We start from the raw sequence: 12,917 nt of genomic DNA on the forward strand, positions 1-12,917 counted from the left end.
ACGCTAGGAAAACCCCATGTTCGAAACGCTTACGCTCGCCCCGCCCGACAAGATCCTCAGCCTCTCGGTGCTTTACCGCAACGATCCGCGCGCGGAGAAAATGGACCTCGGCGTCGGCGTCTACAAGGACTCCGAAGGCCGCACGCTGATCATGAATGCGGTGCGCGAGGCGGAAAAGCGTCTCTATGACAGTCAGACCACCAAGACCTATGTCGGCATGGGCGGCGATGACGGTTTCAACAAGGGCATGCTCAAGCTGGTGTTCGGCGAAGACGCCGACGTCTCGCGCATGTTCGCCTGCCAGACGGCCGGCGGTTCGGGCGCGCTGCGCACCATCGCCGACCTGCTCAAAAAAGCCAAGCCTGACGCGACCGTCTGGCTGTCGGACCCGACCTGGGCCAACCATGCGCCGATCCTGACGGCGGGCGGTCTGAAAACCGCCACCTATCCCTATTTCGACGCGGCGACCGGCGGCGTGAAGTTCGACGCCATGGTCGAGGCGCTCAAGAAGATCCCGGCCGGCGACGTCGTGCTTCTGCATGGCTGCTGCCACAATCCGACCGGCGCCAACCTGACGCTCGACCAGTGGGCTGTGGTGGCTGACATCCTGGTTGAGAAGGGCCTGTTCCCCTTCGTCGATCTCGCCTATCAGGGTTTCGGCGACGGGCTTGAGGAAGACGCGGCCTCCGTGCGCCTTCTTGCCGCCAAGGTTCCGGAAATGGCGATCGCCACCTCCTGCTCCAAGAATTTCTCTGTTTATCGCGATCGCGTCGGCGCCGTCATCCTCATGGCCCCGGACGCCGAGCGCGCCAAGATCGCCGGCAGCCAGGCGCTGATCGTCACTCGCGTGCTCTATTCCATGCCGCCGGATCATGCCGCCGCCGCCGTCCGCATCATCCTCGAAGACGATGCGCTGCGGGCCAACTGGAAGACCGAGCTTGAAGAGATGCGCCTGCGCATGCTCAATCTCCGCACCGGTTTCGCCGAGGCGCTGCGCCGCCAGTCCAACTCGTCGCGTTTCGATTTCATCGCCGAACATCGCGGCATGTTCTCGCGTCTCGGCATCACCGAGGATCAGGTCAATCGTCTGCGCGAGGAATACGGGATCTATATGGTCGGCGACAGCCGCTTCAATGTGGCGGGTCTGAAGGAAGACCGGCTCGAAGACCTCGCCAAGGCGGTCGTCTCCGTACTCTGAAAAGCAACAAGGGCGGCTCTCAACGCCGCCCTTCCAGCGACCGGGACACCAGGATCACCGGCGCAAGCCCCGCGAGAATGATGATCAGCGCGGGAATGGCGGCATCCTCCACGCGGGCGCGCGAGGCGTCTTCATAGACCAGCGTCGCCAGCGTGTTGAAGTTGAAGGGCCGGAGCAGAATCGTCGCCGGCAGCTCCTTGATCGCGTCGATGAACACCAAAAGCCCCGCCGTCAGCACAGCCGGCCGCATGGCCGGGATAAGAATACGCGTCAGCGTCTGCATGGATGTCCTGCCCAGTGTCCGCGAGGCGTGATCGAGATTGACCGGCAGCTTCTGGAAGCCGGCGTCGACGGCGCCTTCGGCCATGGTCAGGAAGCGGCAGGTCAGCGCAAAGACGATAGCCGCCATGGTGCCGGTGATCAGCAGTCCGGTGCGGATGCCGAACTGCTCGCGGAAAAATCCGGCCACGACATTGTCCAGGCTCGCCAGGGGTATGAGCACGCCGAGCGCCATCACCGTGCCCGGCACGCCGTAACCGAACGTCGCCGCCCGGCCGGCAAGCGCCGTGATCCGGCCGCGACCGACGCGGGCCGAGTAAGCAAGCGTGAAACCTATGACCACGGTGATCAGCGCGGTCGCCCCGCCGACCATCATCGTATGACCGAGCGCCTTGTAAAGCGTCGGGTCCGCGAGCGTGTCGATCCGGCGCAGCGCATAGGTCATGAGCACCCCGCCCGGGATCACGAAGCCGCCGATGACGGGCGCCGCACAGACGAAGGTTGCCGCCCATCCTTTCGCACCCCTCAGGCGGGGCCGCGCAACGGCTGCTGCCGCCGCCGCCTTGCCCGAGACATAGCGCTGCAGCCGCCGCGCATGGCGTTCGACGAGGATGAGGCCGATCACGAAGACCAGCATCACGGCGGCGATCTGCGCCGCGCCGCCCAAGCTGCCGCGATTGAGCCATGTGTCGTAGATGGCGAAAGTCAGCGTGTTGACGCCGAGATATTCCACCGCGCCGATATCGTTCATCGTCTCCATCATCACCAGCGTCAGGCCGGCGGCGATCGCGGGCCGGGCCATCGGCAATTGCACGGTGAAGAACACTTTCAGCGGCGAGGCGCCCAGCGTGCGCGCCACATCCGCCGCCGATCGTCCCTGCAGCAGAAAGGCCGAACGTGTCGAGAGATAGACATATGGATAGAGCACCGCGCCCATCACCAACACCGCTCCGCCCAGCGTGCGGATGTCGACAAACCAGTATTGCGACGCCGAGGTAAATCCGCCCAGCGCTCTGACTGCGGCTTGCAATGGGCCGGCGTAATCGAAGAATTCGCCGGCGGCATAGGCGGCGAGATAGGTCGGCATCGCCAGCGGCAGCACCAGAGCCACCGTCAGCAAGCGGCGAAACGGAAAATCGAAGGTGGCGGTCAGCCAGGCGGTCAACAGGCCGGTGACGCCTGTGGCGATGGAGATCAGCGCAAGAAGCCAGAGCGTGCGCGAGAGCGCGCGCGGCAATATGGTGCCGGCGACATGGGCGAGATCGTCGGAACCGGATGACAGGGCGATCCAGACGATGGCGGCGAGCGGTGTCAGCACAAGCATCGACAAGACAATCGTGCCGATCTCAAGGCCTGGATGGCCGCCTCTGGCCCGCGGCCTGAAAAGACCGGCTGCGATGAGACGAGAAGCGCTCACTCTGTTCCTTTTCCGCCTGTCTGGCCCGATCCCGCGTCAGCGGGAGCCATATCGCCGCGCCGCTTAATTCGCAAGCACGCGCTGCGGCGGGAACAGGATTTCGACCAGCGTGCCCTCATTCGGCGCCGAGCGGATGGCGAAGACGGCGCGATTGGCCTCCGTCATCGCCTTGGTCAGCGGCAGGCCCAGGCCCGTGCCGTCGCCGCGTTTGCGGGCCGAGGGCGAGACCTGGCCGAACGGTTTCATCGCCTGCTCAAGTTCGCTCGCCGTCATGCCGACGCCGGTGTCGCGGATGCGCAAGGCTACCGCGCCATTCGGCTCATAGACGGTCGAGACGACGATCTGCCCGCCGGCCTGGGTGAAGCGGATGGCGTTGGCGAGAATGTTGATGGCGATCTGCTTGATCGAGCGGAGATCGGCGACCACATTCGGCACCGATTGCGACAGCGAGGTGCGGATGATGACGCGCTGGGCATTGGCCTGCTGCTGCACCAGCGACACCGCCTCCGACACGCATTCATTGATCGCCACCGCCGAGAGGTCGAGATCCATCTCGCCCGCCTCGATCTTGGAAATGTCCAGCAGATCGTTGACGATGTCGAGCACATGCCGCCCGGATCGGCCGATGTCATGAGCATATTCGACATAGCGCGGATGGCCGGCCGGGCCGAAATGCTCGCTGGCGATCATGTCGGAAAAGCCGATGATGGCGTTGAGCGGCGTGCGGATCTCATGGCTGACGCGGGCCAGGAAATCGCTCTTGTGCTGGTTGGCGGTTTCGGCGGCGCGTTTGGCGTTGCGCAGTTCCTCTTCCGACCGCTTCCACTGGGTGATGTCGCGGATCACGGCGAAATAGCTGTTGGAGCCCGGCATGCGACCGAGCGTCATGAACATCGGAATGAAGCCGCCCGAGGCCTCCCGGCCGATCACTTCGCGGCCGTCGTTCAACACGCTGGCGACGCCGTGGCCGCTCAAGCCAGAGAGATAATCCTGCACCGCCTTCTGGCTCTCATGGGCGAACAGCATGGCGAAAGGCTTGCCGCGCGTCTCGCCGTCGTCGAAATTGAACAATCCGCTCGCCGAGCGGTTCATCGAGCGGATGCGGCCCTCGGTGTCGAGCACGATCACGCCGTCGGTCGCCGTTTCCAGGATCGAATGCAATTCGTCGAGTTCGACCTTCATCGAGGCCATGCGGCGGGCGCTTTCCTCGTCTTCCTCCATGGGATCGGGCAGCAGCGCGGGCGCGGCCTGCAGCGACAGGGTCAGCGCGGACGCGCCTTCGAAGCGCACCGATTGCAGCCGCGCGGTCACCGGCACGCGCTCGCCGTCCGCGCGGTTCAACAGAACATGATCGTCTGAACGATGGATCAGTCCATCAAGCCCGCCCGCCGCTTCGAGCGCTGCAAGCGTCTCATAACCGGTGAAACGACGAAATTCGGTATTGGCGTGGATCAGCCGGTCGCCGGCATGGATCAGCATCGCAAGCGGCACCTGATCGGCGGCGGCGGCGGTCAGGCCCAACCGTTCGACTTCTTCGCGGGCCGAGGGCGCAGCGGCGATGTCTTCCGCCATATCCGTATCGTCGGCGCGGCTGGCGACGGCGACCAGTTCTTCCGTCGGCTCTTCGGGGCCGATAGGGGCGGTGAGATCGATATCCTCGGGGTCCGCAAATACGGGCTCGACGATGTCATGACCGGATTCGGCGTCCGCCGCCTGATCCGCACCGGCCGACGCCAGATCATCAGCGGCGCTCTGTTGCGCGTCCGTATCGCTTGCCGTCGCCACATCCGTATTCGGGCGTTTGCCGAACGGTTCGAGCTGGCGGGCGATTTCCTTCAACGCCGCCTGTTCGGCGGCGGACAGGCCGTCGCGACCGCGGGGGCGGCGCTCTTCGAGCTTGATGATCTTTTCGTTCAGTTCCAGCACCGGATCCGGTATGATCCGGATAGCCGGCTTCTCACCTTGGAACTCGTCTTCCCCGGACGATTCGTCGAAGATCGGCGCAGTATTGAGCGGCGGTGTCGCATCGTCGGCCGCAGAGGGCGCGACTGCTTCGACCGGGGCCGCGGCCACGATCTCGGCCTCTGTGGCCGGGGCGGAAAACGCCATGCCCATCGCATGCGGATCACGCTCGGCATCGCCGATACGGATGATGCCGAAGCCCCTGAAACCGTCGAATTCGCGATTGCGGGAATAGGTGGGCAGCGCGGCCAGATCCACCGGCGCGACATACTCAGTGCCTTCGATCGGCCAGCGGATGGTGCGGCCGGACCAGGTGTCGCGTCGCTCCAGCAATTGTCCGATCTCGCCATCGGGATCGAGCCCGAGCAGATTGGCCAGTTCCTTGAACGTCTTGCCCTTGACGGCGCCGGCGCGCTCGCCGACCGTGCGGACGAATTCCTCAGACACGTCCGAGAAGCGCCCCGTCGCGTCCAGTTTCCAGACGAAGCGGACTGGGCGGGCACTCTTGTTGGGCGTGAAGGCCGGGGCGATCTGTTCTTCGGTCTCGGTCTCGGTCTCGGTCTCGGTCTCGGTCTCGGTCTCGGTCTCGATAGCCGCAACCGGCGAAATGAGGTCAGATGCGGCGTGTGTCGCGTCTTCGGTCTCTTCTGTTGCGCTCACGCGCTGTTCGTCGACTCCGACGACTTCGGCTTCGGTTGAAGGCGCAAGTTCGACATCCGCCTCGATGGCGGGCTGTTCCAGGGGCGTCGAAAAATCCTCAGGCCCTTCGCCGTCTTCGGTCGCCACTGGCGGCTGGTCGGCCAGGGCGTCCGACAGCGCCGTCTCCGTGGGGGCGTCAGGATGGTCTTCAGTGCGTTCCGGCAGTGAATGCTGCTCCGGCTCCAGTTCTTGAACCAGTTCAGGCGCCGCAGGCTCTGGCGAGGAGACAGCGGTCTGGGCGATGTCGCCGGGCGGGTCCATCCGACCGAGCACCGTTTCGACGCAGAACAGGAGATGCAGCGCGGGATCATCCGACAATTTGCCAATCGCCGCCGGAAGATAGCCCGCCGACGATGCGATCGGGCGCTTGATCAGCCCGTCCGAACTGCGTTGGACCGCTGCGATAAGATCCTGTGTCGTGTCCTGGGGCACGCCGAGCGTCTGGAAGCCGGGGGAGGCGGCGAGCACGGAGCCCTCGGCGTCGAGTACGGCCATATGCGTGTCGGGATCATCAAAACCCCGGATCATGGACTGGATCCGCGCATCGAGCCCGTCGCCGGATTGGCGCGGCGCCGCAAACAGCACCGCGATGTCGCCGGGGCGGATTTCCACCAGCGCAGCTTCCGCGCTCAGCAACCGGCTCGAAAAGCCCGACGCGACCCGCATCATCAGATTGCGGCGGTCGCCGGGGCGAACGAGTTGGCGGGCGGTCGTGGCGAGTTGACGGAAGGAGACGCCGGCCCGATCGGGCCCGTCTTCCATGAAATCGTAGATATTGGAAAAGCCGAACAACCGCGCGCCGTCGCCATTGGCCCAGAGCACGGCGTCGAGGTCGCGCGAAAACAGCACGATCGCTTCTCCCGCGGCGAAGCGCGCGCGCACGATCGGGTGCACGGCGATGTCGATAAAGGGATAGTTGATCTGCGGCATGGCGAACCTTGGATACGCAATAAAAGGCGGCTGCTACTCTTAACGCTTTATTAATAGCTTGCCGGCCCCGAGGCGTCCACCGTGACTGCGACGAAATGCGCGGAAGGGTTAATCTTGTGCGGTGCAATATATGTTGCAATGCACAATAGGCGGTGCTATATAGAGATCACAGTGAAACAGCGGCGATCCCTAGGTCGCCCCAGATCAGGATGAAGATCATGCCCGCCAAGAAGACCGACGACGTGTTTGCCATGAATGCTTTCGACCCCTCGAAGTTCACCGACAACTTCCGCGACTTCGCAGAGAAGAGCTCGGTCAAGACCAAGGAAGCGCTCGCCAAGATGAAGGAAGCCACCGAGGAAGCCGGCAAGACCGTCGAAGCCACGATGCACAGCGCTCAGTCGGGCGCCGTCGAGTTCGGCATGAAGGCGATCGAGATCCTGCGCGCCAACACCGAAAGCTCCTATGCCCATATGGAATCGCTGCTCGGCGTGAAGTCCGTCGCCGAACTGTTCGAACTGCAGTCCGCCTTCGTGCGCAAGCAGGCCGAAACCGCCGTCGAGCAGGCAAAGTCGCTGCAGGAAACCTCCAAGAAGGTTGCCGAACAGGTGACCATGCCTGGCAAGGCCGCCGCCGAAAAGGCGATGTCCGGCTTCAAGCTCTCTGCTTGATCTTTTATCCATCGTGAAAGGCGTGGGCCCCTTGCCAGGCGCCCGCGCCTTTTACTTTTTCGGGCGCGAAATGAAAATTCTTGAAAAAAGTGCTTGAAATAAATCGGCAGGCCCTTTATGTCGCCCCTCACGAATGCAAGACATTCGGCAATGCGGTTGTAGCTCAGTTGGTTAGAGCGCAGGATTGTGGCTCCTGAGGTCGGAGGTTCGAGACCCCCCAACCGTACCATTCCTTCTCCATCTATAAGTCTTTGTCCACACATTGGCGCAGCGCTGCTGCGCGCGTCGCTTGAAATCGCCTGCGCCTTTGCGCAAGTGTCAGCGTAAGATGATGTGTCAGGGTGATTTGGACGACCGGAGAGCAGCATGAAGGCTTCAAAGGATGCTCCGGGCAAGGACCGGCTGAAGATCGGCTTCATCTTGTCGCGGTCCTTTACGCTGTCTGCTTTCGCGCTGTTTGTCGATACGCTCAGGCTCGCCAGCGACGAGGCTGACAGGTCTGGCCGCAAGCTCGCGGATTGGCAGGTGCTTGGCAATACAAGGCATCTGATCGCTTCAAGTTGCGGCGTGCAGGTGGCTCCCACGTCCGATCTCGTCGATCCCCGCGCTTTCGACTATATCGTCATGGTTGGCGGCCTGTTGAACAATTCGGCGCCGGTGGATGACGCGGCCATTGCCTATCTCAAGCGTGCGGCGAGCCTGAAGATCCCGCTCATCGGCGTCTGCACCGGCACTTTCATCCTCGCCGAAGCGGGATTGATGAATGGTCATCAGACCTGCGTCAGCTGGCTGCATTACGACGCTTTTCGCGAGCGTTTTCCAGATCTCTCGGTGCGCGCCGATCGTCTCTTCAATCTCGATCGCATGCGCGGCTCCTGCGCAGGCGGCAGCAGCGCCGCCGATATGGCCGCAGCGATCGTGCGTCGCCATATCAGTTCGGACGCCGAGCGCAACGCGCTGGAAGTGCTGCAGATCGAAAAGGCGCGCTCGGCGCTCGACATCCAGCCGCGCCGTCCCCTGTCGATCGACAGCGACGATCCCCGCCTCAAGGCGGCGCTGATCATCATGGAGCGCAATATGGAAAACGCGCTGTCGATTCCCAAGCTCGCCGCCGCAGTGGGTGTCTCCCGGCGTCAGCTTGAACGGCTGTTTCAGGAAAAGGCCCAGAGCTCCCCCGCTCTCGTCTACAAGCGCATGCGGCTTGAAAAGGCCAAGCAACTGCTGCTGCAGACAAAAGCGCCCTTGATCGATATCGCCACGCAAGTGGGTTACGACAACGCCTCGCATTTCGCGCGGCTGTTCCGTGAGGCTTTCGGGGAGCGCCCGACGCGCTTTCGCCTGGCGGCGAAAAAGAAATCCCAGGCGCCCGCCTCGGAGTCCGTCGCAAGCCTCAGTTGATTTTTGACAAAGCCGGCGAATATGCCGCAAGTCAGAGCCCGCGCGCGGGCCAATGCCCGCCATGGGTGTGTGTCCGATCGTCGTTTCCCTGCGGCCTGGGCTCGAAAACTTACACGCGGTTAATGCCCAAGCTTTGATTGTAGTCAGTCCCGCACCCCGTAACCTATTGTTATCACTATGTTCAGGCGATCGTGGCAGGGAATGTCGCGATCCGCTAAGGCCTGCGTGACACTTAAGGGAATGAAGAATGTCCAAGAAAATACTGACGGTCGATGATTCTATAACCATCCTCAAAATGCTTTCCCTGACCCTCACCCAGGCAGGCTTTCAGGTGACCCAGGCCGAGGACGGCGTGGCCGCGCTCGAAACGCTTCGCTCCGATGTCCCGGATCTGGTGGTCACCGACATCAACATGCCCCGGCTCGACGGCTTCGGCCTGATCGAGCGTATCCGGCGCGACCCGCGCTATCGCGCCATGCCCATTCTGGTGCTGACCACGGAAAGCGATGCGCAGAAGAAGGAGCGGGCGCGCAAGGCCGGCGCGACCGGATGGATCGTCAAGCCGTTCGACCCCGGTAAACTCGTCGACGCCATCGGGCGAGTCACGGCGTGACGCGTTTCGATATCTGGCCAGGGCGCGGATGCTTCCGTTCGCGCCCTGGCCATATTGTCTGGCAGAGTCTTGAACGCATGGCTTGACAAGCGACAACTGATTGTCATTTAATCATGACGTTCGTTTAGGCAGTGTCCAGACGAAGACATGACTTTCAAAGTCGCCGGGCAATATCGCCCCCATAACGCCCCTCGGTCGAGGGACCCGCGTTATGGGGTTTTTTCGTTTTTGGGGTTCTGATGCGCGAGCCGTTCAAGATTGGCGTTCTCTATTCGACCACTGGTCCCTACGGGGCGATGGGACGGGATGCGCGCGACGGCGCGGAATTCGCCTTCGACGATTATCGCAAGCGCGGCGGCGAGGGCGTTGACCTGGCCTTTTTTGATCCGCATGCCGATCTCGCCGCCTATCTCGACGGCGCGCGCAGCCTGATCCGCGATCACGGTTGCCGGCATATCGTCGGAACCATCACCTCGGCGGCGCGCAAAGAAGTCATTCCGCTGGCCGAAAAACATGACGGCCTGCTCTGGTATATGTGCCCCTACGAAGGATTCGAGGCCAATGAGAATGTCATCTATATCGGCGGCTGCCCGAACCAGCATCTGATCCCGCTGTTCGAACATCTCGTGCCGCGTCACGGCGCAAATCCCTATCTGGTCGGCGCCAATTATGTCTGGGGCTGGGAGATGAACCGGCTGGCGCGCGAACTCGTGACCAATGCCGGCGGCCGGGTGCTCGGCGAGCGCTATCTGCCGCTCGAGGAGACGGCGGTGGAGCGCATCATCGCCGACATCGCCGAGAAACGTCCGAGCTTCATTCTCAACAATCTCATTGGTCCGTCGAGCTACGCCTTTCTCGCCGCCATGCGCGAACTGGGCGAAAGAGATCCGGCCTTTCTGCCCGAAAACTGCCCGGTGGCGAGTTGCGACCTGCAGGAATGCGAACTCGAAGACATCGCCGCAGGCGCGGCTGTCGGCCAACTTTGCGCCGCCTCCTATTTCGACAGTCTCGACACCTCCGAAAACAAGGCGTTCAAGGCGCGCATGCACCGCTGGAGACCGCAAGAGCGGGTGGCGTCCAGCGTCTTCGCCAGCGCCTACACCGCCACCAGCCTCTGTATTGCCGCCATCGATGCGGCCGGCGCCGACGAGCCCGCCCGCGTCAGGGCCGAGCTGATGGCGAAAAGCTGGAAGACGCCGTTTGGCGACATGGCGTTCGATCCCGACACCAATCACGCTGCGCTGCCCTTCCATCTCGGCCGTATCAATGATCACAACGGATTCGACGTGATCGCCTCGCGCCCGGCGCTGGCGGCCGATCCCTATCTCACCGGCGCGAGCCGGAAGCCGGCTCCCAAATTGAGGGTTGTGTCATGATGACCAAGACGCCCAATTTCGCCGGCTGGCGCGCCGTGATCCTGTCGCAGGAAGACGGCAATACCGACAAGCTCACCCGGCAGCTCAAGCTTCTCGGCCTTGATGTTTCGCGCCAATGGCAGCCGCTCGACGCCGCCGCCCTGCCGGAGTTGGTGCTCGTCGACGCCGACCAGGGCTGGGACGAGCTCCTGCCGTGGCAAAGTGGCCGCCCGGCGCGTCCGGTCATCGCCCTTCTGGGGTCGGAAGCGCCCGGGCGCATCGCCTGGGCCATCAGTCAGGGGGCGGGCGCGATCATCGCCAAGCCGGTCTCGGCCGCCGCCGTCTATCCGGCCATGGTTCTGTCCGTGTCGATCCATGAGGAACGACTGGAGGCCGTGCGCCGGATAGCGCATCTCGAAGAACGCCTGAAGCTCAGGCCCGTGGTCTTCGCCGCGCTCACGCGCCTCAAGGAAGAGCGGGGGCTTGATGATGACCGCGCTTACGCCGCATTGCGTGATTGCGCCATGCGCCGGCGTATGCCCATCGAACAGATCGCCGCCTTCTTCCTCGGCGGCTCCGAACTCCTGCGCGAGGTGGGCTGATGCGTGTCTTGAAAGAAATCTGCCGCCAGCCTGCGGCGCTGTTCGGCCTGTTTGTGGTCGTCGCCGTTGTGGTTCTCGCGCTCGCCGCGCCGCTGATCGCGCCCTATGATCCCGACAACCAGATGTTCGACGGCCTGACGCTGGAAGGGGCGCCGATGCCGCCGGGCAGCCAGTTCCTGCTTGGCACCGACACGCTCGGCCGCGACCTGTTCTCCCGGCTGCTGTATGGCGCACGCACCTCGCTGGTCATCGGCCTTGTGGCCAATGGCGTCGCCGTCTGCATCGGGCTTCTGGTCGGGGTCATCGCAGGCTATCTGCGTGGGCTCGCCGGCAATCTCCTGATGCGCTTCACCGATTTGATGATGGCCTTTCCGGCGCTGTTGCTCGCCATCGTTCTCGCTGCGCTTCTGAAGCCCAGCCTGTGGATCGTCGCTATGGTGATTGCGCTGGTCAACTGGGTGCAGGTGGCGCGCATCGTCTATACCGAGACGCGGGGACTGGTGGAGCGCGACTTCATCATGGCCGAGCGTGCGCTCGGCGCCGGCCATGGCCGCATTCTCTTCCTGCATATTCTGCCGCATCTCGCGCCGACGGCCATCGTCTGGGGCACGCTCGGCATTGCCACCACCGTGCTGCTCGAAGCGACGCTCTCCTTCCTCGGCATCGGCGTGCAGCCGCCGCAACCCTCCTGGGGCAATATCATCTTCGAAAGTCAGAGCTATTTCCAGGCCGCGCCCTGGCTGGTCTTCTTCCCGGGCGCGGTGATCCTGCTGACGGCGCTCGCTTTCAATCTGGTCGGGGACGCGCTGCGCGATATTCTCGATCCGACCCAGCGGGGGAGGGGCTGATGCTGAGCGTCTTTGCGAAAAGGCTGATCCAGTCCGCCGCCATCCTGTTCGGCGTCGCCGCCATCACCTTCGTGCTGCTCTATGCGCTGCCGGCCGATCCCGCCCGCATGCTGGCCGGCCGCAGCGCTACGGCCCAGACGGTCGCCAATATCCGCCATGAGCTTGGCCTCGACCAGCCGCTGCTGTGGCAGTTCGTCCACTATGTCACGGGTATCCTGCAGGGTGATCTCGGCCGCTCCTATGCGCAGAAGACCGAGGTGATCACGCTGATCGCGGCGCGCCTGCCCGCAACGCTCACACTGATGGCCGCCGGCATCTTCGTCGAAGTCCTGCTCGGCACGGCGCTCGGCGCGCTCGCGGCGCTCAATCGCGGCGGCTTTGTTGATCGTCTTGTGATGATGTCGGCTTTCGTCGGCGTGTCCGCGCCCCAGTTCGTCGTGGCGCTGTTGTTGCTCTACGTCTTCGCCGCCACGCTCGGCTGGTTCCCGATGAGCGGCTACGGCACGTTTTCGCATGTCGTGCTGCCGGCCATGACGCTCGGCCTGCTGGGCGCCGGCTGGTATGCACGCATGGTGCGTTCGGCGATGATCGACGTGCTCAATCAGGATTACATCCGCACCGCCCGCGCCAAGGGCCTGTCGGGTCGGCGCGTCATTCTCCGCCATGCGCTGCCCAACGCCGTGCTGCCGATCATCGCCATGATCGGCATCGATATCGGCCAGTTCATGGGCGGCGTGGTGGTGGTGGAAGCCGTCTATGGCTGGCCGGGCATCGGCCAGCTTGCCTGGCAGGCGATCCAGCAGGTCGACATTCCCATCATCATGGGCGTCACGCTGACCTCGGCGCTCGCCATCATCATCGGCAATCTCATCGCCGATCTCATCGCGCCGGTCATCGATCCGCGCATCCGTTCACACTGAAGCTCAGGAAAAAGGGGAACACCAG

The 12,917-nt window shown here is 63.5% G+C and carries 10 protein-coding genes and 1 tRNA gene; 9 read left to right on the forward strand and 2 right to left on the reverse strand.

The genetic code is table 11. The annotated features are described in order from the left end of the window. Positions 1 to 16: 16 nt before the first annotated feature. Positions 17 to 1,198 (forward strand): amino acid aminotransferase, encoded by a 1,182-nt coding sequence (locus M2360_RS04885; RefSeq protein ID WP_280773264.1) that lies wholly within the window; start codon positions 17 to 19, stop codon positions 1,196 to 1,198. A gap of 19 nt (positions 1,199 to 1,217) precedes the next feature. On the opposite strand, the gene M2360_RS04890 is transcribed toward M2360_RS04885, so the two are convergent. Then, the gene (locus M2360_RS04890; RefSeq protein ID WP_280773582.1) at positions 1,218 to 2,801 is read right to left on the reverse strand and encodes an iron ABC transporter permease; all 1,584 of its coding nucleotides are present in this window, start codon (positions 2,799 to 2,801) and stop codon (positions 1,218 to 1,220) included. 156 nt (positions 2,802 to 2,957) lie between these two features. Continuing rightward, on the reverse strand, positions 2,958 to 6,485 hold the full coding sequence (locus M2360_RS04895; RefSeq protein WP_280773265.1) for a PAS domain S-box protein: 3,528 nt from the start codon (positions 6,483 to 6,485) through the stop codon (positions 2,958 to 2,960). A 218-nt stretch (positions 6,486 to 6,703) separates the two neighbouring features. Between M2360_RS04895 and M2360_RS04900 the strand changes: the two genes are divergently transcribed. From M2360_RS04900 to M2360_RS04935, 8 genes are all read left to right on the forward strand, one after another. Continuing rightward, a complete protein-coding gene (locus tag M2360_RS04900; RefSeq protein WP_280773266.1) occupies positions 6,704 to 7,156 on the forward strand; it encodes a phasin family protein in 453 nt (150 codons plus the stop codon). A 152-nt stretch (positions 7,157 to 7,308) separates the two neighbouring features. Then, a tRNA-His gene (locus M2360_RS04905) sits at positions 7,309 to 7,385 on the forward strand. A 137-nt stretch (positions 7,386 to 7,522) separates the two neighbouring features. After that, on the forward strand, positions 7,523 to 8,554 hold the full coding sequence (locus tag M2360_RS04910; protein WP_280773267.1) for a GlxA family transcriptional regulator: 1,032 nt from the start codon (positions 7,523 to 7,525) through the stop codon (positions 8,552 to 8,554). 247 nt (positions 8,555 to 8,801) lie between these two features. Continuing rightward, positions 8,802 to 9,167, forward strand: a complete 366-nt coding sequence (locus M2360_RS04915) for a response regulator (RefSeq protein WP_280773268.1) — start codon at positions 8,802 to 8,804, stop codon at positions 9,165 to 9,167. A 239-nt stretch (positions 9,168 to 9,406) separates the two neighbouring features. Beyond that, positions 9,407 to 10,543 carry a transporter substrate-binding protein gene (locus M2360_RS04920; protein ID WP_280773269.1) on the forward strand — a complete coding sequence of 379 codons (1,137 nt, stop codon included), beginning with the start codon at positions 9,407 to 9,409 and terminating at the stop codon, positions 10,541 to 10,543. Further along, positions 10,543 to 11,124, forward strand: a complete 582-nt coding sequence (locus M2360_RS04925) for an ANTAR domain-containing protein (protein ID WP_348529531.1) — start codon at positions 10,543 to 10,545, stop codon at positions 11,122 to 11,124. The genes M2360_RS04920 and M2360_RS04925 overlap by 1 nt, the downstream gene beginning before the upstream one ends. Then, positions 11,124 to 11,972 carry an ABC transporter permease gene (locus M2360_RS04930; protein WP_280773271.1) on the forward strand — a complete coding sequence of 283 codons (849 nt, stop codon included), beginning with the start codon at positions 11,124 to 11,126 and terminating at the stop codon, positions 11,970 to 11,972. Before M2360_RS04925 ends, M2360_RS04930 begins: the two co-directional genes overlap by 1 nt. Continuing rightward, a complete protein-coding gene (locus tag M2360_RS04935; RefSeq protein WP_280773272.1) occupies positions 11,972 to 12,892 on the forward strand; it encodes an ABC transporter permease in 921 nt (306 codons plus the stop codon). Before M2360_RS04930 ends, M2360_RS04935 begins: the two co-directional genes overlap by 1 nt. Positions 12,893 to 12,917: the final 25 nt, after the last annotated feature.

Source organism: Rhizobium sp. SG_E_25_P2 (assembly GCF_029892285.1).
Lineage (GTDB): Bacteria > Pseudomonadota > Alphaproteobacteria > Rhizobiales > Rhizobiaceae > Rhizobium_E.